The 24792-nt window shown below is 70.5% G+C and carries 19 protein-coding genes; 15 read left to right on the plus strand and 4 right to left on the minus strand.

Annotated features, from left to right (window positions below; genetic code table 11):
* Window positions 1-2: 2 nt before the first annotated feature.
* Window positions 3-194 carry a hypothetical protein gene (locus tag ACYUED_RS31140; RefSeq protein WP_491294516.1) on the plus strand — a complete coding sequence of 64 codons (192 nt, stop codon included), beginning with the start codon at window positions 3-5 and terminating at the stop codon, window positions 192-194.
* A 15-nt stretch (window positions 195-209) separates the two neighbouring features.
* Window positions 210-1724, plus strand: a complete 1515-nt coding sequence (gatB, locus tag ACYUED_RS31145) for an Asp-tRNA(Asn)/Glu-tRNA(Gln) amidotransferase subunit GatB (protein ID WP_491287419.1) — start codon at window positions 210-212, stop codon at window positions 1722-1724.
* A 56-nt stretch (window positions 1725-1780) separates the two neighbouring features.
* Here gatB and ACYUED_RS31150 read toward each other — a convergent pair whose 3' ends face one another.
* Entirely contained in the window at window positions 1781-2584 is an 804-nt protein-coding gene (locus ACYUED_RS31150) for an SAM-dependent methyltransferase (RefSeq protein ID WP_491287421.1), read from the minus strand.
* 186 nt (window positions 2585-2770) lie between these two features.
* Here ACYUED_RS31150 and ACYUED_RS31155 point away from each other — a divergent pair, with 186 nt between their 5' ends.
* The 7 genes from ACYUED_RS31155 to ACYUED_RS31185 all read left to right on the plus strand — a co-directional run bounded on the left by ACYUED_RS31155 (window position 2771) and on the right by ACYUED_RS31185 (window position 10598).
* The gene (locus tag ACYUED_RS31155) at window positions 2771-3100 is read left to right on the plus strand and encodes a hypothetical protein (protein WP_491287423.1); all 330 of its coding nucleotides are present in this window, start codon (window positions 2771-2773) and stop codon (window positions 3098-3100) included.
* A gap of 193 nt (window positions 3101-3293) precedes the next feature.
* Window positions 3294-5537 carry an MMPL family transporter gene (locus ACYUED_RS31160; RefSeq protein ID WP_491287426.1) on the plus strand — a complete coding sequence of 748 codons (2244 nt, stop codon included), beginning with the start codon at window positions 3294-3296 and terminating at the stop codon, window positions 5535-5537.
* Entirely contained in the window at window positions 5515-6087 is a 573-nt protein-coding gene (locus ACYUED_RS31165; RefSeq protein WP_491287428.1) for a GNAT family N-acetyltransferase, read from the plus strand. Before ACYUED_RS31160 ends, ACYUED_RS31165 begins: the two co-directional genes overlap by 23 nt.
* A 35-nt stretch (window positions 6088-6122) precedes the next feature.
* Complete coding sequence (locus ACYUED_RS31170) at window positions 6123-6701, plus strand: hypothetical protein (protein WP_491287430.1); 579 nt, start codon at window positions 6123-6125, stop codon at window positions 6699-6701.
* Between the two features lie 198 nt (window positions 6702-6899).
* Window positions 6900-7085: a hypothetical protein gene (locus ACYUED_RS31175; protein WP_491287432.1), complete on the plus strand. Its 186-nt coding sequence runs from the start codon at window positions 6900-6902 to the stop codon at window positions 7083-7085.
* Between the two features lie 155 nt (window positions 7086-7240).
* Window positions 7241-10318: a helix-turn-helix transcriptional regulator gene (locus ACYUED_RS31180; RefSeq protein ID WP_491287434.1), complete on the plus strand. Its 3078-nt coding sequence runs from the start codon at window positions 7241-7243 to the stop codon at window positions 10316-10318.
* Between the two features lie 13 nt (window positions 10319-10331).
* Window positions 10332-10598: a DUF6191 domain-containing protein gene (locus tag ACYUED_RS31185; RefSeq protein ID WP_491287436.1), complete on the plus strand. Its 267-nt coding sequence runs from the start codon at window positions 10332-10334 to the stop codon at window positions 10596-10598.
* A gap of 28 nt (window positions 10599-10626) precedes the next feature.
* Here the strand turns inward: ACYUED_RS31185 and ACYUED_RS31190 are convergent, their stop codons facing one another.
* Both ACYUED_RS31190 and ACYUED_RS31195 read right to left on the minus strand, forming a co-directional pair.
* Complete coding sequence (locus tag ACYUED_RS31190; RefSeq protein ID WP_491294517.1) at window positions 10627-11784, minus strand: PQQ-dependent sugar dehydrogenase; 1158 nt, start codon at window positions 11782-11784, stop codon at window positions 10627-10629.
* Window positions 11785-12029: 245 nt separating this feature from the next.
* Window positions 12030-13028 (minus strand): aldo/keto reductase, encoded by a 999-nt coding sequence (locus ACYUED_RS31195; RefSeq protein WP_491287438.1) that lies wholly within the window; start codon window positions 13026-13028, stop codon window positions 12030-12032.
* A gap of 73 nt (window positions 13029-13101) precedes the next feature.
* Here ACYUED_RS31195 and ACYUED_RS31200 point away from each other — a divergent pair, with 73 nt between their 5' ends.
* The 6 genes from ACYUED_RS31200 to serA all read left to right on the plus strand — a co-directional run bounded on the left by ACYUED_RS31200 (window position 13102) and on the right by serA (window position 23109).
* Window positions 13102-14052 (plus strand): 2-hydroxyacid dehydrogenase, encoded by a 951-nt coding sequence (locus tag ACYUED_RS31200; protein WP_491287440.1) that lies wholly within the window; start codon window positions 13102-13104, stop codon window positions 14050-14052.
* A 441-nt stretch (window positions 14053-14493) separates the two neighbouring features.
* Window positions 14494-17505 carry an EAL domain-containing protein gene (locus ACYUED_RS31205; RefSeq protein ID WP_491287442.1) on the plus strand — a complete coding sequence of 1004 codons (3012 nt, stop codon included), beginning with the start codon at window positions 14494-14496 and terminating at the stop codon, window positions 17503-17505.
* A 236-nt stretch (window positions 17506-17741) separates the two neighbouring features.
* Complete coding sequence (locus ACYUED_RS31210) at window positions 17742-19607, plus strand: acetolactate synthase large subunit (protein WP_491294518.1); 1866 nt, start codon at window positions 17742-17744, stop codon at window positions 19605-19607.
* 20 nt (window positions 19608-19627) lie between these two features.
* Window positions 19628-20152, plus strand: coding sequence for an acetolactate synthase small subunit (gene ilvN / locus ACYUED_RS31215; RefSeq protein ID WP_266521946.1), 525 nt, complete (start codon window positions 19628-19630; stop codon window positions 20150-20152).
* A 117-nt stretch (window positions 20153-20269) separates the two neighbouring features.
* Window positions 20270-21268, plus strand: coding sequence for a ketol-acid reductoisomerase (ilvC, locus tag ACYUED_RS31220; RefSeq protein WP_266521948.1), 999 nt, complete (start codon window positions 20270-20272; stop codon window positions 21266-21268).
* Between the two features lie 251 nt (window positions 21269-21519).
* Window positions 21520-23109 (plus strand): phosphoglycerate dehydrogenase, encoded by a 1590-nt coding sequence (serA, locus tag ACYUED_RS31225; RefSeq protein ID WP_491287446.1) that lies wholly within the window; start codon window positions 21520-21522, stop codon window positions 23107-23109.
* Window positions 23110-23267: 158 nt separating this feature from the next.
* Here the strand turns inward: serA and ACYUED_RS31230 are convergent, their stop codons facing one another.
* The gene (locus ACYUED_RS31230; RefSeq protein WP_491287448.1) at window positions 23268-24785 is read right to left on the minus strand and encodes an MFS transporter; all 1518 of its coding nucleotides are present in this window, start codon (window positions 24783-24785) and stop codon (window positions 23268-23270) included.
* Between the last annotated feature and the right edge of the window lie 7 nt (window positions 24786-24792).

Raw genomic sequence — 24792 nt, forward strand, 5'->3', positions numbered from 1 at the left:
GTATGTACGTGTCCATCGCCACCACCGCCTTCGGCGCGTTCGGTGTCGCCAAGCGGATCAGGAAGGCACGTTCCGAACAGGACACGCTGCGACTGCTCGACGCGACGGTGGCCGCCGTCGGAATCGTCACGGGCCTCGCCGTCCTGTACCGCGAGCTGAAGCGGCTGGGCGACGACGACGTCCTGCTGGGCTGAGAGGGAAGTTTCACCGTGACCACCACGACCGACCTGGAGTCGTACGAGGACGCGCTGGCGTCGTACGACCCCGTCATGGGCCTTGAGGTCCATGTCGAACTCGGCACCAAGACCAAGATGTTCTGCGGCTGTTCGACCGAACTCGGCCAGGACGCCAACACGCAGACCTGCCCCACCTGCCTCGGCCTGCCCGGCGCGCTCCCGGTCGTCAACGCGATCGGCATCGAGTCGGCGATCAGGATCGGTCTCGCGCTGAACTGCGAGATCGCCGAGTGGTGCCGCTTCGCCCGGAAGAACTACTTCTATCCGGACATGCCGAAGAACTTCCAGACCTCCCAGTACGACGAGCCGATCGCCTTCAACGGCTACCTCGACGTACAGCTGGAGGACGGCGAGACCTTCCGCGTGGAGATCGAGCGCGCCCACATGGAGGAGGACACCGGCAAGTCGACCCACGTGGGCGGCGCCACCGGCCGTATCCATGGCGCCTCGCACTCACTGCTGGACTACAACCGCGCCGGCATCCCGCTCATCGAGATCGTCACCAAGCCGATCGAGGGTGCGGGCGAGCGCGCCCCCGAGGTCGCCCGGGCGTACGTGCGTGAGCTGCGCGAGGTCATCAAGGCGCTCGGTGTGTCGGAAGCCCGCATGGAGATGGGGCAGATGCGCTGCGACGTGAACCTGTCGCTGCGCCCGCACGGCCGGGAGAAGTTCGGCACGCGGAGTGAGACCAAGAACGTCAACTCCCTTCGCTCCGTGGAGCGTGCGGCCCGTTTCGAGATCCAGCGGCACGCGGCCGTGCTGAACAGCGGCGGCACGATCATTCAGGAGACCCGCCACTTCCACGAGGACACGGGGTCGACGACCTCGGGCCGGGTGAAGGAGGAGGCCGAGGACTACCGGTACTTCCCCGAGCCCGACCTGGTGCCGGTGGCCCCCTCGCGCGAGTGGGTCGAGGAGATCCGGGCGGGGCTGCCCGAGATGCCGCTGGCCCGCCGCAACCGGCTCGTCGCCGAATGGGGCATCACGGCCCTCGACATGCAGGCGATCCTCAACGCCGGTGCGCTGGACCCGATCGTCGCCACGATCGACGCCGGTGCCGACGCCGCCTCCGCCCGCAAGTGGTGGATGGGCGAACTGGCCCGCAGCGCCAACGAGTCGGGCCTCCCGCTCGACGAGCTGGCGATCACGCCGGAGCAGGTCGCCCGGGTCACCGCACTGGTCAACTCCGGTGAGCTGAACGACAAGCTGGCCCGCCAGGTCATCGAAGGCGTTCTCGCGGGCGAAGGCGCCCCGGACGAGGTCGTCGAGAAGCGCGGCCTGAAGGTCGTCTCCGACGAGGGCGCCCTGGGCACCGCCGTCGACGAGGCCATCGCAGGCAACCCGGGCATCGCCGACAAGATCCGCGGCGGCAAGGTGGCCGCGGCCGGCGCCCTGGTCGGCGCGGTCATGAAGGCGACCCGCGGTCAGGCCGACGCGGCCCGCGTCAAGGAGCTGATCCTTCAGAAGCTGGGCGTCAGCGAGGGCTGAGCACGCGACTCGGGGGCTGCACCGGCGTACCGGCGCAGCCCCCGAGTCATGTCAACTCACAGACGGCGTCCCACGATCCGCGTGAAGCCGAGCACATGCTCGACGTCGGCGTGCATGAGGTCCACCGACCAGCGCGCCATGTCCGCCATGACCTCGCTGGAGCTCTCCTCGGCGCACACCTCGCTCCACCGCAGCCAGTCGCACCAGCCGTCCTCGAGCCATTCGGCCGTCTCGACCTCCACAGCCCTGCTGCGGGTCCACAGGCGGCGCCACCACGCCGGGGTGTGGAACGCCCAGAAACCCGGGTCCTTCTCCCAGTACTCCTTCAGGTGCTCCGGAGGCTCGTCGCCCTCCGGTTCCTCCCGCAGGGCCGGTACGACGATCCCGATCCGCCCGCCCGGCTTCAACAGCCGGGTCAGCGTGGGCAGATAGAGATCGTTGGTGCCGAAGTAGTGGTACGCGTCGATGGACACGATCGCGTCGAAGGTGCCCTCGCCGAAGGGCAGGTCGTGCGCCTCGGCGTACAGGGGCAGCACTTTGTGGCCCACGCCCGCCTCGGCGATGCGTACGGCGTTGTCGTCGGGCTTCACCCACAGGTCGGCCGCGGTGACCTGGACGTCGTACTCCTTGGCGAGGAAGACGGACGTCATGGCGCGGCCGCAGCCCAGGTCGAGGACGCGGGCGCCGGGGCGCAGGTGCTCCAGGCCGAGCGCGGGGGCCAGCCACTCCAGCAGCCACAGCGCGTGCGGACCCATCTGGTTCTCGACGCACCAGCGGGCGTCGTAGCGGCTGCTTCGGGGGTAGCGGGGGTGGGTGATGCGGTCAGTCAGGTCGTCGTTCGTGGTCCTGGTGTCGGACATCGGTGAACGGGCTCCTTGAGGTCTTCGTAGTGGAAGGCGATGCGTAGGAGCTCGGTCGGACCTTCAAACAATGCACCCGCTTCGGTCGTCGGCGAGGAGCCGGGGACGGTCGACGGGCGGAAGCTAGCAGCTTTCGTGGACGCCCCGCACCTGGTTTCCCAGCGGTACGCGCTACGCTCGCCCGCCATGAGCGGACGCGGTGATTCCGACCCGGCCGAGATCCAGGACGTGGACGACGCCGGTGACGATGGCGATGTCGGGGATCCGGGCGAGGACGCGCGGCGGGCCCGCTGGGCGGCGGCCGGGACCGGGGTGCTGCTGGCTCTCGCCGGGCTGGCCGCCGCGGTGCTTCGCGCCCACGGGACCGCGCCGACGCTGGTACCGGCCGCCTATGCCCTCGGCGCCGCGGTCTGCGCGCTGGCCGCGTTCCTCGGGTCGCGCGGGCGCACCCGGCGGGCGCTGTGGCTGCTGATCGTCGGGGCGATGGTGATGGCTCTGGGAGACCAGTTCGACTGAGGTGACAGAGTCACCGTTACTGTCTTGTGATCTGCCTCCCATTCCTGTGAATAAAGCCACGAATGGCATGAAGGATCACTTCTGCCTGCAAGAGTGGTCCTCGCATTGCTCATGCGTTCTTTGCGGGTTGTTCATGGTGTGAACGGAATGTTCCCGGCCAAAGATCAACAAATCGTCCCCTGGGAGCACGTTCGTGGCAGCCCTTGCACGTTGGTGTGTTCGGCACCGCCTTGTCACGGTCCTCCTGTGGCTCCTCGCCTTCGGCGGGGTGAGCGCCGCCGCCGCCGTCACAGGTTCGGCGTACTCGAACGACTACGAGGCCCCGGGCACCGAGTCGGGCCGGGCCATGCAGCTGCTTCAGGAGGGATTCCCGGGGTTCGGCGGCGACAGCGACACCGTCGTCTGGCACACCACGTCCGGCTCCGTCCGGGCCGCCGACGTCGAGCAGACGATGACCGAGTCCCTGGACAAGATCGCGGACCTGCCCGGGGTGGCCTCGGTGAGCAGCCCCTACGACGGCCAGGGAACCGGCCGGATCAGCTTCGACGAGCACACCGCGTACGCCACCGTCACCTTCGACGACCGGGCCGAGGACATCAAGAAGTCCGAGGCCGAGGCTGTCGTGCACACCGCCAAGGACGCCGAGGCCGACGGGCTCCAGGTGGAGCTCGGCGGCAGCGCCATCGCGCTCACCGAGTCGTCGGGCGGGCACGTCGCCGAGATCGTCGGCGTCGCCGTCGCCGCCGTCGTGCTCTTCCTCGCCTTCGGCTCGCTCGCCGCGTCGGTGCTGCCCATCGCGACCGCGCTGGTGAGCGTCGGCACCGCGTACGCCGCGATCGTGCTGCTCGGGCACGCCATGACCGTCGCCGACTTCGCGCCCATGCTCGGCATGCTGATCGGGCTCGGCGTGGGCATCGACTACGCGCTGTTCATCGTGACCAGACACCGGCGCGGACTGAAACGCGGGCTGTCCGTCACCGAGGCGGTCACGAGTGCCGTGGCGACCACGGGACGCGCGGTGGTCTTCGCAGGTGCCACCGTTTGCATAGCCCTGCTGGGAATGCTGATCCTCAGGCTGAGCTTCCTCAACGGCGTCGCGATCGCCGCCTCCCTGACCGTCGTCCTGACGGTCGCGGCCTCCGTCACCCTGCTGCCCGCCCTGCTCTGCTTCATCGGCCCGCGCGCCCTGAGCCGACGCGAGCGGCGCCATCTGGAGGAGCACGGGCCCCAGCCGGAGCTGCCGACCGGGCTCGCCGCCCGCTGGTCGGCGTTCGTGGAGCGCCACCCCAAGGTCCTCGGCATCGTCGCGCTGGCCGTCATGGCCGTCCTCGCGCTGCCCACGTTCTCCCTCCACCTGGGCACCTCCGACCAGGGCAACGACCCCGGGTCGTCCACCACACGCCAGGCCTACGACCTCCTCGGAGACGGCTTCGGGCCCGGCGTCAACGGTCCGCTGACAGTGGCGACGCACGTCAACGGCGCCGAGGACAAGCTCGCCCTCGACAACCTCGACGCCACCATCCGCACCACCGAGGGTGTCGCCTCGGTGACACCGGTGACGTACAACACCGGCGGCAACAGCGCGTACTTCACGATCGTCCCGAGTTCCGCACCCCAGTCGCAGAAGACCAGCGACCTCGTGGACCGGCTGCGCACCGAGGTGCTGCCGCGCGCCGAGACCGGCACCTCGCTCGACCTGCATGTCGGCGGCGTGACGGCCAGCTACGACGACTTCGCCGACGTCATCGTCGGCAAGCTGCCGCTGTTCGTGGGCGTCGTCATCGGCCTCGGCTGCCTCCTGCTGCTGCTCGCCTTCCGCTCGATCGGCATCCCCGCGAAGGCCGCCGCGATGAACGTCGCCGCGGTCGCCGCCGCCTTCGGCGTCGTCGTCGTGATCTTCCAGTGGGGCTGGGGCAGCGAGCTGCTGGGCCTCGGCCGCGCGGGCCCGATCGAGCCCTTCCTGCCCGTGATCATGGTGTCCGTCCTCTTCGGACTCTCCATGGACTACCAGGTCTTCCTGGTCAGCCGGATGTACGAGGAGTGGCTGGAGACCGGCGACAACCGGCGCGCCGTCCGCGTCGGGCTCGCCGAGACCAGCCGGGTGATCAACTCCGCGGCGGTCATCATGATCTCGGTCTTCCTCGCCTTCGTCCTCAGCGGCGAGCGTGTGATCGCCATGTTCGGCATCGCGCTCGCCTCGGCCGTCGCCCTCGACGCCTTCGTGCTGCGGACCCTGCTGGTGCCCGCCCTCATGCACCTGCTCGGCGGCGCCAACTGGTGGCTGCCCCGCTGGCTCGACCAGCGCCTGCCCCGCATCAGCATCGAACCGCCGGAGTGCCGCGCCGCCCATGAAAGGCTGGCCGCCGCGACGGACGCCGAGGTGGCGGACGTACTGGCGAAGGGGCGGGAAGAGGATGTACGCGATATCTCTGGGTGACGATGCCGAACTCCGGCCGCTGGAGCCCTGGCACGCCGAGGAGTTCCTGGCGCACCTGGAGCGCGGGCGGGAGTTCATCGGGCGGTTCGTCCCGTTCGGCTCCAAGGCCGTCGACGTGCCCTCCGCGCGCGCGGCGCTCCAGCGCTACGCCGACATGCGCGCCGCCGACACCGCGTCCCTGCACGGCATCTGGCTGGACGGAAAGCTCGTGGGCGGCGTGCTCTTCCTCAATTTCGAGGCGGACACCGGCAACTGCGAGGTCGGCTGCTGGCTGGAGCCCGCCGGCACCGGACGCGGCCTTGTCACGCGCGCGATGGGGGTGCTGATCGACTTCGCGGTCGAGCAGCGCGGCATCCATCGCGTGGAATGGGTCGCCGCCTCGGGCAACGAGCCCAGCCTGAACGTCGCCCGCCGTCTGGGCATGACCCGCGATGGAGTGCGCCGGGAGGCGCACCCCTATCGTGGCGTACGGCACGACCTGGAGGTGTGGTCGATCCTCGCCCCGGAATGGCGTGAAGCACGCGCGCGTGCCGCGCACAACGATCATTAAGAAGTCTCTCAGACAGGATCCGTACGGTGCCGGACATGGGAACCAAGACAGTTGACGAGACCGGAGCCGAAACGGGCGCCGAGACCACGACCGACGAGGAGAAGGTGGACGTCACCAAGGCCGACGAGGTGACCGAGACCGAGGCCGCGACCGAGGCGGGCGACGCCGATGTCGAGGCCGCCGAGGACGTGGTCGAGGACGAAGCGACGGCCCCGGCCGGCGTCGGCCAGGGCGCGGGAGCTGTCGTTTCCGCCGCGCTCGGCTTTGTCTCGCTGACCGGTAGCTGGGTCGGGACCGTGGCGTCCGCGCGCCAGTCGCTCATCGGGCAGATGCACGCACAGACCTCGTCGGCCTCCGGCGTCGCCAAGCTCCTCAAGGAGGGCTACGGCGACGCGTGGCAGGCAACCGCGCTGTGGGGCGGCGTCTTCGCGCTGCTCGCGCTGGTCGTCGGCGTCGTGGTGCTCGCGCGGCCCGCGTTCGGTGCCCCCGGCAGGCCGCAGCCGGCCTGGATCAAGTCGGTCGCCTGGGGCGGTGTCGCCCTCGGCGTCATCGGCCTGCTCCTGGCCGTCCTCAAGTACACCGACATCCTGCTCGGGCTGCCCTCCGCAGGCTGAATCACCGCAGGTCCTGAGGGGTCTTAGGGCATCCGCAAGCACCTTACGGATGCGCCTGAGGCCCCTCAGGCACGTCTAAGGCCCCGGGTGCCGCCGAAGATGCGGAACTCTCCCGATGTGGCGCACCCCCCTTGGAGACGAAGGTTGGGGCATCGCAGAAAGCGAAGCCGACGCACCGCCTCTCACAAGGGACACGACATGTACGAGTACGAGATCTCGCAGCTCCGCTCCGCCGAACTGATCCGTCGGGCCGAGCGGGAGCGCCTGGCCCACGAGGCCGTGCGAGTACGCCGCGCCGCCCACCGCGAAGCCGCACGGCGCGCCGACGAGGACGAGAGCCATAGCCGCGGCCTTCGCCGGCTCCGGTCCGCCCGCGCGGCGTGAGCGCGGGGCTCCGGGAGGACGGCCGCACGGGGGACGGCCGTCCTCGGCGGGGGTCCGTGGGCGGCCGCCCTCAGGGGGCGGCACCAGCCACGCGGAGCAACGGGCAGAACGAAGGCTCACTGAAAACCGGTGCCGCGTCATCAGACCCTCGTGCGATGCTCGGGCTCGTGGAGACCAGGTCCGTCAGTCCGGTGTTCGTCGGTCGCACCCAAGAACTGGACACGCTGAACGATGCGCTCGCCCGCGCCGCCGCGGGCGAGCCGCAGGCGTTGCTGATCGGCGGCGAGGCCGGGGTCGGCAAGACCCGGCTGGTCGAGGAGTTCGCCACCGCCGCCTGCCGGGAGGGCGCCGTCGTCGCACTCGGCGGCTGCGTGGAGATCGGCGCCGACGGACTGCCGTTCGCCCCGTTCTCCACGGCACTGCGCGCCCTGCGCCGCGAACTGCCCGACCAGCTCGCCGCCGCGGCCGCCGGGCAGGAGGAGGAACTGACCCGCCTGCTGCCCGAGTTGGGCGAGTCCAGCGGAGGCCGCCACGACGAGGAGGGCATGGCCCGCCTCTTCGAACTCACCGCCCGCCTCCTGGAGCTTGTCGCCGCCGACCGCACCGTCGTCGTCGCCCTGGAGGACCTCCACTGGGCCGACGCCTCCACCCGCCACCTCCTCGCCTATCTCTTCCGCACCCTGCGCACCGGCCGCCTCGTCGTCCTCGCCACCTACCGCGCCGACGACATCCACCGCCGCCACCCGCTGCGCCCCCTGCTCGCCGAACTCGACCGGCTGCGCACCGTCCGCCGCATCGAGCTGAGCCGCTTCAACCGGGAAGAAGTCGGCCGCCAGATCGCCGGTATCCTCGCCGCCGAACCCGACCCGACTCAGGTCGACGAGATCTTCGAACGCTCCGACGGCAACGCCTTCTTCGTCGAGGAACTCGCCGTCTGCGCCCACGAGGGCTGCCGCGCCGGCCTCACCGACTCCCTCCGCGACCTGCTCCTGGTCCGCGTCGAAGGCCTCCCGGAGAGCGCCCAGCGGGTCGCCAGGATCGTTGCCGAAGGCGGCTCCACCGTGGAGTACCGGCTGCTCGCAGCCGTCGCCCGGCTCACCGAGGACGACCTCATCGACGCGCTGCGGGCCGCGGTGAACGCCAACATCCTGCTGGCCACGTCCGCCGGCGACGGCTACCGCTTCCGCCACTCCCTGGTCCGCGAGGCCGTCAGCGACGATCTGCTGCCCGGCGAGCGCTCCCGCCTCAACCGCCGCTACGCCGAGGCCCTGGAGGCCGACCCCACGCTCGTCCCCGCCGACGAGCGCGTGATGCGCCTGGCCAGCTACTGGTACCACGCCCACCACGTCGACGAGGCCCTCCCCGCCGTCCTGGACGCCTCCGTCGTGGCCCGCTGCCGCCATGCCTACAGCGAACAACTGCGGCTCCTGGAGCGGGCGATGGAGCTGTGGGACACCGCCCCCGAGGAGATACGGGACCAGCTGCGCCCCATCGACTACACCGAGGCCTACCCTCCCTGCGGCTGCGACCCCGCCACCACCCCCCTGCGCTACCTCGACCTCATGGCCGAGGCCGCGGTCGCCGGCCGGCTCTCCGGGCAACGGGAACGCGCCCTGAAGATCACCAAGCGCGCACTGCATCTGCTGGAGGACGAGGGCGACCCTCACCCTGGCTCTCAACTGCGTTCGAGCCGGGGAGACCCCAAGCGCGCCGCCTGGTTCTGGGTCCAGCGCTCCCGGCTGGTGCAGGCCCTGGCCCGCGGCGACGGCCGGCATGAACTCGGCACCGCCCAGCAGCTCATGCGCGGCCTGCCGCCCTCCGAGGTGCACGCCGAGGTGCTGGCCACCGCCGCCAACTGGTCGATGCTCCACGAACCCGGCCCCGACGCCCTCTTGGCCGCCGAGCGCGCTGTCGAGTACGCGCGCATGGTCGGCGCCCGCGAGATCGAACTCAACGCCCGCCTCACCCTCGGCGGCCTCATGGTCGACGCGGGCTCCGCCGAGCAGGGCCTCGCGGAGATGTACGAGGTCAGGGACCGCGCTCTCGCCGAAGGCGTCTCGTACGTCGCCGGGCGGGCCTACGTCAATCTGCCCTCCGAACTCGACGCGGTCGGCCGCACCCGGGAAGCCGTGCCCCTCCTGGAGGAAGGCCTCGCCTACACCCGCAAGTACGGCCAGCTGGACTCCGAGGCCTGGGTGTGGGCCAACCTCTCGGAGGCGCTGTACTCCCTGGGCCGCTGGGACGAGGCCGCCGACGCCGCTGCGGGCGCCCTGCGCGTGGGGCTCAGCGCCAAGCCCCAGGGCGGCGGCGCCGTGTGTCTGGCACACGTCGCCCTAGGCCGCGGCGACCTGCCCGAGGCGGCCCGCCAACTGGCCTCCGCCCGCGCCTACTTGGGCACGCACGACCCCATGCCTCAGCACACCTTCCTCCTGTCCCGCATCGAGATCGGCGTGGCCGCCGGCGAGGGCCGTCTCCTCGACGCCCGGGCCGAACTCGACCGCGTCCTGGTCCCCGACATCCCGCCCGGCACCCAGCGCTACGGCTGGCCCCTGCTCCTCGCCGCCGCAACCGCCGAGGCAGACGCCCGTACCCTGCCTGTCGCGGCGGCGGGCCGCGCCGAGGTTGTCGAACGGCTCCGCCAGGCCGCCAGGAAGACCACCACCGACGCCCCCGTCTGGCTCGGCCACGAGCGGTGGGTGCGCGCCGAACTCGCCCGGGCCGAGGGCCACGACAGCACCGACATCTGGTCGGAGGTGGTCACCGCCTTCGAACGCCTGGATCGCCCCTACGACCTCGCCCGTGTCCGCCATCGCCTGGCCGAGGCCCTTCTCGCGGCCGGCGGCGAGGACGAGCGCGACCGTGCCGCCGAGCTGCTCCGACTGGCCCACGCCGTCGCCGACCATCTCGGTGCCCGCCCGCTCGCCGACGCTGTGGCGCTGCTCGCGCAGCGCGCCCGCCTGGGCCTGGGCCGCGTCCCGGCCCGGCGACCCGCGGACCCCGCCGAGGCCCTCGGCCTCACCAGCCGGGAACGCGACGTCCTGCGCCTGGTGGCCGCCGGCCGCACCAACCGCCGGATAGCCGAGGAACTCTTCATTTCCCCGAAGACGGCCAGCGTCCACGTCTCGAACATTCTGGCCAAGCTCGGCGTCTCAGGAAGAGGAGAGGCCGCCGCAGTGGCCCACCGGCTGGAGCTGTTCGCGACGGAGGACGGAGACCGGTTGGTCGCCGGATGAGAGAGGGGACACCGTGTTCAACGCCTTCGAAGAACTGTTCGCCCCGGGCCGCAAGCACACCCAGGACGAGGAGAAGCGGCTGGAGCTGACCCGGGAGGACGTGGGGGACGCGGACCCCGGGCGCGGCCCGATAGATCTCTCGTCCGGCAAGGTCGTCGTACGACGGCCGAACACTGAGACATCACAGACGCCGGAGGACTCGAAGGAATCGAACGACTCTGAGGAGCCGGAGGAGCCGGAGGAGCCGGACGAGCCGGACGAGCCGAAGCCCACCGAGTAGTCGCCGTGCGCCAAGGAGCGGCAGCCGCCTACTTCACCTGCAGTTCCAGAATCCGGTCGTCCCCGCTCTTCGGGTTCCCCCGGCCGTCCGTGTTGCTGGTCGTCAGCCACAGCTTGTCGCCGCCCGCCGACATCACCGTGCGCAGTCGGCCGTACGTGCCGATGAGGAAGGCCTGCGGGTCGGCCGAGGCCTTTGTGCCCTTCAGGGGTATCCGCCACAGACGCTGACCCTTCAGTCCCGCCATCCAGAGGGAACCCTCGGCGTAGGCGATGCCGCTGGGGGAGGCGTCGTCCGTGTGCCACTGGGCTATGGGGTTGTGGAACTTGGAGTCGGACGACCGGCCCTCCGCGTCCGGCCAGCCGTAGTCGTCACCCGGCTTGATCGCGTTCAGCTCGTCCCAGGTGTCCTGGCCGAACTCCGAGGCGAACAGGCGCTGTTTGGAATCCCAGGCGAGGCCCTGCACATTGCGGTGGCCGTAGGTGTAGACGGGGGAGTCCGGGAACGGGTTGCCGGGAGCCGGTTCGCCCTCCGGGGTCAGACGCAGGATCTTGCCGCCCAGGGACTTCTTGTCCTGGGCCAGGCCACGGTCACCGCTCTCGCCGGTGCCCGCGTACAGCATCCTGTCCGGGCCGAAGGCGATGCGGCCGCCGTTGTGGATGTAGCCCTTGGGTATGCCCTTGAAGATCGTGTCGGGCGCGCCCAGCTGTTCGCCGGGGGGCTTCTTGACGTCGTACAGCATGCGGACGATGCGGTTGTCCGAGGCCGAGGTGAAGTACGCGTAGACCATGTGGTCCGAGGCGTAGTCCGGGGAGAGGGCGATACCGAGCAGGCCGCCCTCGCCGGCCGGGGAGACGCCGGACACGGTGCCGAGTTCGGTCTTCCTGCCCGTCTTCTCGTCGACCTTCGTGATCGTCCCCTTGTCGCGGGATGCGACCAGCAGGCCTCCGTCGGGCAGCGGGGCGAGGCCCCAGGGCGTGTTCAGACCCGTGGCGACCGTCCGCAGCACCTCGACCGAGCCCTTGGCGGGCGGGGCCTGCTCGGCTGAGTGTTCCGACGGGGACGAGTTCGCTGTCGTACTCCCCGGCGACTTGCCGTCACCGGCCCCGGCGGACGCTCCACCCCCTCCTCCGCCGGAGGAGCAGCCGGCCGTCAGCAGGAGCGCGGTCGCGGCCAGCACGGCCGGCACAGCTCGTCGTAGCACGATCTTGGTCCCTTCGGGCGGCGGTCCAGCGGCAGGTTCTACTTGTCTTACACCGCTCGCGCCCCGCAGGTTCCCGATCAACCGATCCGGATTCTCCGGCGCCGCGGCCACCCCGTCCGTTTCCGGTCTCGCGACCGCTGTCTTCACTTCCCAGGATGCCCGCGGGCCAGGATTCCGGCTCGGTCAGGATCTCCGCACTCCCGGCGGCTCCGGGGATGTGGCTGCCGCTGTCAGTCCCAGGAGCCTCGTGCGGCCGGAAGCTCCGCGACCTCGGTGAGGTCCTGGGGTGTCAGGCTCAGTGCCGTGGATGCCGTGTTCTCGGTCGCCCAGCGTTCCTGTTTGGTGCCCGGGACCGGGATCACGTGCCGCCCCTGCGTGAGCACCCAGGCCAGGGCCACCTGGGCGGGCGTGACCTCGTCGCCGTGGCGGGCTGCGACGCGGCGCAGGCCCGCCACGATCGGCTGGTTCGCGGCCATCATCTCCGCGGTGAAACGGGGGTGGCGGGCGCGGACGTCGTCCGGTTCGAATCCCTCACCGGGTGTGAGCGTGCCGGTCAGGAAGCCGTTGCCGAGCGGCATCGCGGCCAGGAAGCCGACGCCACGCGCCTCGCACCACGGCAGGAGCGACTCCAGCGCCTCCGGCGACCACACCGACAACTCGGCCTCCACCGCGCTCACCGGGAACACCTGCTGCACCCGCTGCAGCTGCCTGATCGTCGCGTCGTGTAGCCGCCCGCCGGACCTGCGGCCGCCCCGCGCACCGACCGCGCACAGTCCCAACGCCCTTACCTTGCCCGCCCGGACGAGCTCCGCCATCGCACCCCACGTCTCCTCGACGGGCACCTCGGGGTCCTCGCGATGCAGCTGGTAGAGGTCGATGACGTCCGTCTGCAGGCGCCGCAGGGACGCGTCGCAGGCGCGCTTCACATATCCGGGGCGGCCATTGGCCACGATGTGCTGCTCACCGACGAGCAGCCCCACCTTCGTCGACACGAAGGCGTCCTCGCGCCGCTCCTTCAACACCCGCCCCACCAGCAGCTCATTGGTGAAGGGGCCGTACATGTCGGCCGTGTCCAGGAGCGTCGAGCCCGCGTCCAGCGCGCGCCGCACGGCCCTGACCGACTCGTCGCCCCGCTGCCGCGACCCGCTGTACGCCCAGCTCATCGGCATGCACCCAAGGCCGACGGCCCCCACCTCGAGTGCCCCCGCGCCGATCGTCCTGCGCTCCACCTGTTCGTGCCCCCCTCTCCAGGCCCCCCAACCTAACCTCTGCACTTCTACGGGCCTGACATAGCCTCCTGACATGACCCCTGACGTGTGGCTTCCCCTCCCGCCGGACACCATCGAGGCGCTTCCCGAGGGCCCCAACTACCGCTTCTGGGACGGCGCCGACGAGTTCCCCGCCGACCCGGCCGACTGCGTCTACTACGTCGTTCCCTACATGAAGCCCAGTGAGGTGGCCGTACGCCCCCTGCCCGAGTTGAGCGGTGTGCAGGTCGTGCAGACGCTGTCGGCCGGCATCGACAACCTCGTGCCGGGCCTGAAGCACCTGCGTCCCGGCGTGCAGGTGTGCAACGCGCGCGGGGTGCACGAGGCGAGCACCGCAGAGCTCGCGCTCACCCTGATCCTCTCCTCGCTGCGCGGCGTCCCCGACTTCGTGCGCGCACAGGGCCGCGGGGAGTGGCTCGGCGGGTTCCGGCCCGCGCTGGCCGACCGGAACGTCCTCATCGTGGGATACGGATCGATCGGATCCGCGATCGAGGACCGGCTCGTTCCCTTCGAGGTCGCGCGGGTGGCGCGCGTCGCGCGCTCTGCGCGCACCACGGCGCGCGGTCCGGTGCATCCGCTCACCGACCTGCCCGCCCTGCTCCCCGAGGCGGACGTCGTCGTCCTCGTCACGCCCCTCAACGAGTCCACGCGCGGCCTGGCCGGCGCCGACTTCCTCGCGCGCATGAGGGACGGCGCGCTCCTCGTGAACGTCTCCCGCGGCCCCGTGGTCGACACCAAGGCCCTGCTCGCGGAAGTGGAGACCGGCCGTATCACGGCCGCCCTCGACGTCACCGACCCCGAACCGCTGCCGCGTGAACACCCCCTGTGGCGCGCGCCCGGCGTTCTCATCAGCCCCCACGTCGGTGGGCCCACATCCGCGTTCCTGCCCCGCGCCAAGCGGCTGCTCGTCGACCAGTTGACCCGATTCGTGAACCGGGAGCCGCTGCGCAACGTGATCCTTACGACAGGCGCAACCGGCGCGTGACCCCGACGACTCGTGCGTCCCGCACGTGACCCGCGCGCAGGGCGCAACAGGCGCGTAATCCGTTTCCGGTACCCTCCGCAACCTTGCGGATGCGGTCCGTGCTCGCATTCCCGCTGGTCGTCACGGAGCGTAGAGGAACTATGTCCCTGAGTGACGAGACTGGTGTATCGTCCGAGCAGGGGCCGCGCCGCGTACCTACGGCGTGGGGGATGGACATTTCAGACTGTGAGGGGGGCGACGGACGATGCACGGCCTATGGACGAGCGATCCGACGCGACGGAGCCGCCGACGGCGACTCTGGCGTACGGCCGCGTGCAGACGCGGTCACCACGGCAATCATGGCTGCCGTCACGGCCATCACCACCGAAGTCACAGCAGCCGCCGCAGGCATGCGCACCCAGCGCACCGGGACCCGGGAGCGACGCGGACCTGGAGGGCCCGGTGAGCTCGCCCCCGCCTCCCACGACCACCCTCGACGGAGCGCTGCGGCCGCAGCCCTCGTCCGGGGCGCTGCGGCCCCGTCCGCCAGTCTCCGGCGGTCGGCCCTGCCTGGTCCGCCAACTCGTCCTGGCCCTGGTCTGCGCGGGATACGCCGTCGGTTCCGCGCTCGACTGGGGTTGCGACCGTGTCGCGCTGATCATGGGTGATTTCGGGCTCAGCGCCGCCGCGGCCACCGCCGCCGTGTCGCTCTTCCTGTACGCCCGCAGTCGCCGTATCCGCTTCCGGCCCGCCTGGCTGCTGTTCGCCCTCTCCTCGGTGATGGCCGCCCTCGGCAACGCGGTCTGGGGGTGGTACGAGGTCGTGCTGGGGGAGCCTGTGCCCACTCCCAGCTACGCCGACCTGTTCTTCCTGTGCTTCGCGCCGCCCGCGATCGTGGGGCTCCTGGTGCTCGCCAAAAGGCCGGTCACCAAGGCCGGCTGGGTCTGCCTCGCGCTGGACGCCTGGCTGATCGGCGGCTCGCTGCTCACGCTGTCGTGGAGCCTCGCGCTCGCCCAGGCGGCCAAGTTCGACGGGCCGAGCGTCGCGCACACCGCGCTGTCGCTCGCGTACCCGCTGATGGACATCGTCCTGGTCAGCATGGTGCTCGCGCTGCACTTCAGGCGCTCGGCGGTGAACCGCACCGCGGTCAACACCGCCATCGGCGGGCTGGCACTCACCGTGATGTGTGACGCCCTGTTCACCTCACCGCTGCTCCACAACAACTACCACTCGGGCCAGTTGCTCGACGCGGGCTGGTTCGCCGGCTCCCTGCTCCTCGCGTACGCGCCCTGGGCCGCGCGCCCGAGCGGACAGGCGGACGTCGACGGCCGCGAGCCCGACGGGTATACGCGCGTGGTGCACGAACACCTGCCGGGCCAGCGGGGCGGCGCCCACCAGCACCATCCAGCCCCACAGGGAGGTGATCACAGCCGGTATCCGGCCGCCCGGCCCATCGCCGGCTCCCTGGCCGCCCTCACGCCCTACCTCGCCGCCGCCGTCTGCACGCTGGGGATCCTCTACAACGTCCTCAACGGCCGCAGCGTCGACCGCGTGGTGCTCCTGACCGGCGGCACGGTCGTGCTCGCCCTCGTGGTGCGCCAGGGCATCATGCTGCTCGACAACATCACCCTCACCCAGGAACTGGCGCAGAAGGAGAACCACTTCCGCTCCCTGGTCCTGGGCTCCAGCGACGTCATCATGATCGCCGCACCCAACGGCATCCTCCGGTACGTCTCCCCGGCCGCGGCCGGGGTCTACGGACGCCCCGCGGAGGACCTGGTGGGAACAGAACTGGCCAATCTCATCCACCCGGAGGACCTGGGCTGCGTGGTGCACGAGGCGCGCCGCTTCCTCGCCGCCAGCCCGCTGGAGGAATCCACTACGCGCATCGAGTGCCGCTTCCGGTCCGGCGACGGCGGCTGGCTGAACGTCGAGTCGACCGTCAACCGCCACCAAGGCGGCCTCATCTTCAACAGCCGGGACGTGACCGAAAGGGTGCGCCTCCAGGCACAGTTGCAGCACAACGCAGAGCACGACCCGCTCACCGACCTGCCCAACCGCGCCCTGTTCACCAGGCGCGTCCAGCAGGCCCTGTCGGGGCGCCGCTCCACGGACCGGGGCGCTGCCCTGTGCCAGACGGCGGTCCTCTTCATCGACCTCGACGGTTTCAAGGCCGTCAACGACACGATCGGGCACCAGGCCGGGGACGAACTGCTCGTCCAGGCCGCGCGCAGACTCCAGGAAGCGGTCCGGCACGGGGACACCGCCTCCCGGCTCGGCGGCGACGAGTTCGCGGCATTGATCGTGGGGGACGGCACCCGTGACAGCTCCGCGCGCGAACGTCACATCATGGAGCTCGCCGACCGCCTCAGGCTTACGCTCTCGCAGCCGTATCTCATCGACGGCAACGATGTTCGGGTGGCCGCGTCCATCGGTGTCGCCTTCGCCGAACCCGGCCTCGGTGCAGGCGAGTTGCTGCGCAACGCCGACCTCGCCATGTACCGCGCCAAGGCACGCGGCAAGGGCCGCGTCGAGCTGTACGCCCCCCAGATGCAGCAGGACGTCGTACGGAAGGCGGAGCTCGCCACGCGCCTGCGTGCCGCGCTGCACGACGGCGAGTTCTCGCTGCTGCACCAGCCCGTCGTCTGCCTCGAGGACGGCCGGATCACCTCGGTCGAGGCGCAGGCGCGCTGGCGGTCCTCACAGGGCGTGCTGTTCACCCCGGCCGAGTTCCTGCGCGTCACGGAGGACAGTGACCGGACCGCCGAGCTGGGCCGCTGGATGCTGGAGGAGGCAGTGGAGCAGGCCGCCGAGCGCACCGCTACGGGGCTCGCCGTGCCCGTGGCCGTCCGGGTCGGCGCCCGCCGGCTGCTGGACCGGTCGATGCCGCTCGGCTCGATCGAGGCCCTGCTGACCCGTCACGGTCTGCCGTCCGGATCGCTGGTGATCGAGCTGTCCGACACCGACCCCCGGGTCTCCCTGGACGAGCTGGAGCGGAGACTGGGCGCACTGCGCCGGCTCGGCGTCCGGATCGCCCTGGACGGTTTCGGCAGCGGCTTCGCGGCGATCACGGCACTGCGCAGACTCCCCGTCGACGTGCTGAAACTCGACCGCAGCCTGGTCGAGGGCGTCGTAGAGTCCGCACGGCTGCACAAGATCACCAGTGGGCTCCTCCGGATCGCCGGAGACCTCGGGCTGCAGTCCGTGGCCGACGGTGTGGACCTGCCCGAGCAGGTGGTCGCGCTGCGCGCGATGGGCTGCACCCACGGGCAGGGCATGGCGTTCTCCGGTCCGCTGGACGAGTACCGGCTGCGCCGGGCGCTCGCTTCCGGCCATTATCCGGTGCCGCACGGGCCGATCGAGCCGGCGTTCGCGGGCGGCGGCGCGGGGGTGTACACAGGGAGTGTGCCGGCCGTTCTGGGAGGCGGAAGTGGTCTGCGCTCACATAATGAGACTCCCGTCCCACCTACTTGACACATGGTGCGTGCCGGGGGGAAGGTCTGTGCCATGCGCACCCGAATTCTCGTACTTGGAAAGCGCGTCGGCTGAGCTGGTGATGTCCGGACGGAACCGGAACTCCCAGCGACCGCACCCGGCGCGCTCCCCTCGCTTGCCTTATGGCACGAGGGGTTTTTTGTTGCACAGGCACCAGTCGTGCAGCGCTTGAACACCGCAGAAACCTCGCAAAAACCCTCAGCATCGAGAAGAGACTGACGATGACCGAGCAGGCCACCGGGGCCCATCCGCAGCCGCGGCCCCGATCCGGAGGACAGCAGTCCGCACCCGAGCACGTCACGGGTGCGAAGTCCCTCATCCGCTCTCTCGAGGAGGTCGGGGCCGACACCGTATTCGGCATTCCCGGCGGTGCGATCCTTCCCGCGTACGACCCGATGATGGACTCCACCCGGGTGCGCCACGTCCTGGTCCGCCACGAACAGGGTGCCGGCCACGCGGCCACGGGCTACGCGCAGGCCACCGGCAAGGTCGGCGTCTGCATGGCGACCTCCGGCCCCGGCGCCACCAACCTGGTCACCCCGATCGCGGACGCGCACATGGACTCGGTGCCGCTCGTGGCGATCACCGGCCAGGTCGCCTCCAAGGCGATCGGCACGGACGCCTTCCAGGAGGCGGACATCGTCGGCATCACCATGCCGATCACCAAGCACAACTTCCTGGTCACCAAGGCCGAGGACATCCCGCGCGTGATCGCGCAGGCCTTCCACATCGCCTCCACCGGCCGCCCCGGCCCGGTCCTGGTCGACATCGCGAAGGACGCGCTGCAGGCGCAGACGACCTTCTCCTGGCCGCCGGTCATGGACCTGCCCGGCTACCGCCCGGTGACCAAGCCGCACGCCAAGCAGATCCGCGAGGCCGCCAAGCTGATCACCGCCGCCAAGCGGCCCGTCCTCTACGTCGGCGGCGGTGTCATCAAGGCACACGCCACCGCCGAGCTCAAGGTCCTCGCCGAGCTCACCGGAGCGCCCGTCACCACCACCCTGATGGCGCTCGGCGCATTCCCCGACAGCCACCCGCTGCACGTGGGAATGCCGGGCATGCACGGTGCGGTCACCGCCGTCACCGCGCTGCAGAAGGCCGACCTGATCGTCGCCCTCGGAGCCCGCTTCGACGACCGCGTCACCGGCAAGCTGGACAGCTTCGCCCCGTACGCCAAGATCGTCCACGCCGACATCGACCCGGCCGAGATCGGCAAGAACCGTGCCGCGGACGTGCCGATCGTCGGTGACGCGCGCGAGGTCATCGCCGACCTGGTCCAGGCCGTGCAGAAGGAGCACAGCGAGGGCCAGCAGGGCGAGGCCGCCAGGTCGAAGTACGCCGCCTGGTGGAAGGACCTGAGCCGCTGGCGCGACACCTACCCGCTCGGCTACGACCAGCCCGAGGACGGCTCGCTGTCCCCGCAGCATGTCATCGAGCGCATCGGCCAACTCGCCCCGGAGGGCACGATCTTCGCGGCGGGCGTCGGCCAGCACCAGATGTGGGCCGCGCACTTCGTCCAGTACGAGAAGCCCGCGACCTGGCTGAACTCCGGCGGCGCCGGAACGATGGGCTACGCGGTCCCGGCCGCGATGGGCGCCAAGGCCGGCGCGCCCGACCAGACGGTCTGGGCGATCGACGGCGACGGCTGCTTCCAGATGACCAACCAGGAACTCACCACCTGCGCCCTGAACAACATCCCGATCAAGGTCGCCGTCATCAACAACGGCGCCCTCGGGATGGTCCGCCAGTGGCAGACCCTCTTCTACAACCAGCGGTACTCCAACACCGTGCTCCACAGCGGCCCCAACGACGTCAACCCCGACGCCCGCGGCACCCGCGTCCCCGACTTCGTGAAGCTGTCGGAGGCCATGGGCTGCTACGCGATCCGCTGCGAGTCCCCGGAGGACCTCGACAAGGTCATCGAAGAGGCGAACTCCATCAACGACCGCCCGGTCGTCGTCGACTTCGTCGTCCACGAGGACGCCATGGTGTGGCCGATGGTCGCCGCAGGCACCTCGAACGACGAGGTCATGTTCGCCCGGGACGTCCGCCCCGACTTCGGCGACAACGAAGACGACTGAGCGAGAGAGACGAAAGAGAAATGTCCAAGCACACGCTCTCCGTCCTGGTGGAGAACACCCCGGGCATCCTGGCCCGGATCGCTGCCCTGTTCTCCCGCCGAGGCTTCAACATCGACTCGCTCGCGGTCGGCGTCACCGAGCACCCCGACATCTCCCGCATCACCATCGTCGTGGGCGTGGAGGAACTGCCGCTGGAGCAGGTGACCAAGCAGCTCAACAAGCTGGTCAACGTGCTGAAGATCGTCGAGCTGGAGCCGGGGCAGGCCGTTCAGCGCGAACTCGTTCTGGTGAAGGTGCGCGCCGACAACGAGACGCGCTCCCAGATCGTCGAGATCGTCCAGCTGTTCCGCGCCAAGACCGTCGACGTCTCCCCGGAGGCCGTCACGATCGAGGCCACCGGCAGCAGTGAGAAGCTGTCGGCCATGCTCAAGATGCTCGAGCCGTACGGCATCAAGGAACTGGTGCAGTCCGGCACGATCGCGATCGGCCGCGGCGCCCGCTCGATCACGGACCGCTCGCTGCGCGCGCTCGACCGGTCGGCATAACGGCGGAATCGGGCGGCCGGGTGACTCGGCCGCCCGTATACCGAGACCCCGAAACTTCCCTTCCGCCCGCCGTCATACGGTGGGACGCAACACCTGCACACAAGGAGAGAACCCAAAGTGGCCGAGCTGTTCTACGACGCCGACGCCGACCTGTCCATCATCCAGGGCCGCAAGGTCGCGGTCATCGGTTACGGCAGCCAGGGCCACGCCCACGCGCTGTCGCTCCGTGACTCGGGTGTCGACGTCCGTGTCGGTCTGCACGAGGGCTCCAAGTCCAAGGCCAAGGCCGAGGAGCAGGGGCTGCGCGTGGTCACGCCGTCGGAGGCCGCCGCCGAGGCCGACGTCATCATGATCCTGGTGCCGGACCCGATCCAGGCCCAGGTCTACGAGGAGTCCATCAAGGACAACCTCAAGGACGGCGACGCGCTGTTCTTCGGGCACGGCCTGAACATCCGCTTCGACTTCATCAAGCCCCCGGCGAACGTCGACGTCTGCATGGTCGCCCCCAAGGGCCCGGGCCACCTGGTCCGCCGCCAGTACGAGGAGGGCCGCGGCGTTCCCTGCATCGTGGCGGTCGAGCAGGACGCGACCGGCAACGGCTTCGCGCTCGCGCTGTCGTACGCCAAGGGCATCGGCGGCACCCGTGCCGGCGTCATCAAGACGACCTTCACCGAGGAGACCGAGACCGACCTGTTCGGTGAGCAGGCCGTTCTCTGCGGTGGTACCGCCGCGCTGGTCAAGGCGGGCTTCGAGACGCTGACCGAGGCCGGCTACCAGCCGGAGATCGCGTACTTCGAGTGCCTGCACGAGCTGAAGCTGATCGTCGACCTCATGTACGAGGGCGGCCTGGAGAAGATGCGCTGGTCGATCTCCGAGACCGCGGAGTGGGGCGACTACGTCACCGGCCCGCGCATCATCACGGACGCCACCAAGGCCGAGATGAAGAAGGTCCTCGCCGAGATCCAGGACGGCACCTTCGCCCGTGAGTGGATGGCCGAGTACCACGGCGGTCTGAAGAAGTACAACGAGTACAAGACGGCCGACTCCGAGCACCTGCTGGAGACCACCGGCAAGCAGCTGCGCAAGCTCATGTCGTGGGTGGACGAGGAGGCGTGACCTCCGTGTCCCGTGGCGGCGCCCTCTGCCGGGGGCGCCGCCACGGGGCTTTGCCCCGGACCCGTACACAATGGAGTCTCACGTCCGGGTGATCCTTCCGCGGAGGCGCAGGACGGCCTCCCCCGCGCCACTACACTGGCGCACAACAAACGCGTCAGGCCCACAGCGTCGTGCGTCTTCCACGCGGCCCGTACCCTCCACCGCCTGCGGCCGTCGGGACGGCCGTCCGCATTGGACTTGTGAGGACTCACGTGAGCTCGAAACCCGTCGTACTCATCGCTGAAGAACTGTCGCCCGCGACCGTGGACGCACTCGGCCCGGACTTCGAGATCCGGCACTGCAACGGAGCGGACCGAGCCGAACTGCTCCCGGCCATCGCCGACGTCGACGCGATCCTGATCCGGTCCGCGACCAAGGTCGACGCCGAGGCAGTCGCCGCCGCGAAGAAGCTGAAGGTCGTCGCACGAGCCGGCGTCGGCCTGGACAACGTCGACGTCTCCGCCGCCACCAAGGCCGGCGTGATGGTCGTCAACGCCCCCACCTCGAACATCGTGACCGCCGCCGAGCTGGCGTGCGGTCTCCTCGTCGCCACCGCCCGACACATCCCGCAGGCCAACGCCGCGCTGAAGAACGGCGAGTGGAAGCGCAGCAAGTACACGGGTGTGGAGCTCGCCGAGAAGACCCTGGGTGTCGTGGGTCTCGGCCGCATCGGCGCGCTGGTCGCCCAGCGCATGTCCGGCTTCGGGATGAAGGTCGTCGCCTACGACCCCTACATCCAGCCCGCGCGGGCCGCGCAGATGGGCGTCAAGGTGCTGTCGCTGGACGAGCTGCTCGAGGTCTCCGACTTCATCACCGTCCACCTGCCCAAGACGCCCGAGACCGTCGGCCTCATCGGCGACGAGGCGCTGCGCAAGGTCAAGCCGAGCGTGCGGATCGTCAACGCCGCGCGCGGCGGGATCGTCGACGAGGAGGCGCTGTACTCGGCGCTGAAGGAGGGGCGCGTCGCGGGCGCCGGTCTCGACGTGTACGCGAAGGAGCCCTGCACGGACTCCCCGCTGTTCGAGTTCGACCAGGTCGTCGCCACCCCGCACCTCGGTGCCTCCACCGACGAGGCGCAGGAGAAGGCCGGTATCGCCGTCGCCCGCTCGGTGCGGCTCGCCCTCGCGGGTGAGCTCGTGCCCGACGCGGTGAACGTCCAGGGCGGGGTCATCGCCGAGGACGTCAAGCCGGGCCTGCCCCTCGCGGAGCGCCTCGGCCGCATCTTCACCGCGCTCGCGGGCGAGGTCGCGGTCCGCCTCGACGTCGAGGTGTACGGCGAGATCACCCAGCACGATGTGAAGGTGCTGGAGCTCAGCGCCCTCAAGGGTGTCTTCGAGGACGTCGTCGACGAGACGGTCTCGTACGTGAACGCCCCGCTGTTCGCCCAGGAACGCGGCGTCGAGGTGCGGCTGACGACCAGCTCGGAGTCCGCCGACCACCGCAACGTCGTCACCGTGCGCGGCACGCTCACGGACGGCGAGGAGGTGTCGGTCTCCGGCACGCTGGCCGGCCCGAAGCACCTGCAGAAGATCGTGGCCGTCGGCGAGTACGACGTCGACCTCGCGCTCGCCGACCACATGGTGGTGCTGCGGTACGAGGACCGTCCCGGTGTCGTCGGCACGGTGGGCCGGATCTTCGGCGAGGCCGGGATCAACATCGCCGGTATGCAGGTCGCTCGTGCGGCGGCGGGCGGGGAGGCGCTGGCCGTGCTGACCGTCGACGACACGGTGGCCTCCGGCGTGCTGAGCGAGGTCGCCGAGGAGATCGGGGCGACGTTCGCCCGCTCGGTGAACCTGGTCTGAGGTTGCCGTTGACTCTGGGGGCTCTGCCCCCGGACCCCCGTTCGCCCTGAACGGGCTCGTCCTCTGACGCCGGACGGGCTGAGACGGCTGAGCGGGCTTGTTGCTGAAGCGCCGGCCGGGCTGAGAAATCCAGCCCGGCCGGCGTTCGTATGTCCGCGTTACCCGGCGTCGACGCGGATCCCCTTCAGCGCCCTCGCCGCCAGCGCCGCCGCGCCGATCAGGAGCACTGTTCCCGCGATCGCCGCCCCCTGCATCCCGCTCGTGAACGCCTCGCGGGCCGCCGTCGCCAGGGCGTCTCCCGTGCGCCCGGGGAGCTGAGAGGCGACCGCCAGCGCGCCGCCCAGGGTCTCGTGGGCCGCGGCCGGGGCCGAGGCCGGGATGTCGTGGCGGTAGACCGCCGTACCGATGGAGCCGAGCACGGCCATCCCCAGCGCACCGCCGAACTCCGCGCCGGTCTCCATCAGGGCGGATGCCGAGCCCGCCCGCTCCAGCGGGGCGCTGCTCATCGCGAGGTCCATGATCTGCGAGATGACCATGACGATGCCGGAGGCGAGGACGCCGCACGCCGTCAGTACCAGCCACAGTGAGTCCGTGTCGGCGAGGGCCAGCAGCGCGTAGCCGCAGGCGCCGATGGCGAAGCCGGCGGTGACCACGTAGGCGCGGTTGACGCCCTTCTGGACCAGGGCGGTCGCCAGCGGGGCCGCCATGCCGATCGGCACCGAGGGGAGCAGCGCCCACAGGGCCGCCTCCATCGCGCTCTTGTCGAGCACCGACTGCAGGTACTGCGTGGTGAAGAACGCCGAGCCCAGCATTCCGAACGAGGCGACGAGGTTCAGGGCGACCGAGGGGGCGAAGCCGCGGTTGCGGAACAGGGCCGGGTCGATCATCGGTGAGGCCGCGGTGCGCTGGCGGTGGACGAAGAGCGCCGCGAAGAGCAGGCCGACGGTGATCGAGACGACGTACTGGGCGTGCCAGCCCTCGGACGTGATCTCCTTCAGGCCGTAGATGACGGGGAGTACAGCGGCCATCGACAGCGGGACGCTCAGCCAGTCGAAGCGGCCGGGGGCGGGGTCGCGCGACTCCGGCAGCAGGACCGGGCCGAGGACCAGCAGCAGTGCCATGGCGGGCAGGTTGACCAGGAAGACCGAGCCCCACCAGAAGTACTGGACCAGGACACCGCTCATCACGGAGCCGAGGGCGATGCCGGCCGTCATCACGCCGGACCACATGCCGATCGCCTTCGCGCGCTGCCCCGGGTCGGTGAACATCGTGCGGATCAGCGCCATCGTCGACGGCATCAGGGTCGCGCCGCCGATGCCGAGCACCGCGCGGGCCGCGATGAGGGTCTCGGCGCTGTTCGCGTAGGCCGCGATCAGGGAGGCGGTGCCGAACGCCGCGGCGCCGATCAGGAGGAGCTTGCGGCGGCCTATGCGGTCGCCCAGGGAACCCATCGTCATCAGCAGGCCGGCCAGGACGAAGGCGTAGATGTCGAAGATCCACAGCTGCTGGGTGCCGCTCGGCTCCAGGTCCGCGCTGATCGCGGGGATGGCGAAGTAGAGGACCGAGACGTCCATCGAGACCAGCAGCAGCGGGAGCATCAGCACGCCCAGTGCGGTCCATTCGCGGCGGCCGGCGAGAGAGCCGGCCGCGGTGGTGGTGCACGTCGAGTTCGTCATGCCAGGA

It is taken from the genome of Streptomyces sp. DF42, from assembly GCF_058267695.1.

Bases quoted from the DNA above. Each gene is read 5' to 3' on its own strand.
- ACYUED_RS31140 (WP_491294516.1), top strand. From the start codon at position 3: ATGTACGTGTCCATCGCCACCACCGCCTTCGGCGCGTTCGGTGTCGCC.
- ACYUED_RS31150 (WP_491287421.1), bottom strand. From the start codon at position 2,584: ATGTCCGACACCAGGACCACGAACGACGACCTGACTGACCGCATCACC.
- ACYUED_RS31155 (WP_491287423.1), top strand. From the start codon at position 2,771: ATGAGCGGACGCGGTGATTCCGACCCGGCCGAGATCCAGGACGTGGAC.
- ACYUED_RS31165 (WP_491287428.1), top strand. From the start codon at position 5,515: ATGTACGCGATATCTCTGGGTGACGATGCCGAACTCCGGCCGCTGGAG.
- ACYUED_RS31170 (WP_491287430.1), top strand. From the start codon at position 6,123: ATGGGAACCAAGACAGTTGACGAGACCGGAGCCGAAACGGGCGCCGAG.
- ACYUED_RS31175 (WP_491287432.1), top strand. From the start codon at position 6,900: ATGTACGAGTACGAGATCTCGCAGCTCCGCTCCGCCGAACTGATCCGT.
- ACYUED_RS31180 (WP_491287434.1), top strand. From the start codon at position 7,241: ATGCTCGGGCTCGTGGAGACCAGGTCCGTCAGTCCGGTGTTCGTCGGT.
- ACYUED_RS31200 (WP_491287440.1), top strand. From the start codon at position 13,102: ATGACCCCTGACGTGTGGCTTCCCCTCCCGCCGGACACCATCGAGGCG.
- ilvN (WP_266521946.1), top strand. From the start codon at position 19,628: ATGTCCAAGCACACGCTCTCCGTCCTGGTGGAGAACACCCCGGGCATC.
- ACYUED_RS31230 (WP_491287448.1), bottom strand. From the start codon at position 24,785: ATGACGAACTCGACGTGCACCACCACCGCGGCCGGCTCTCTCGCCGGC.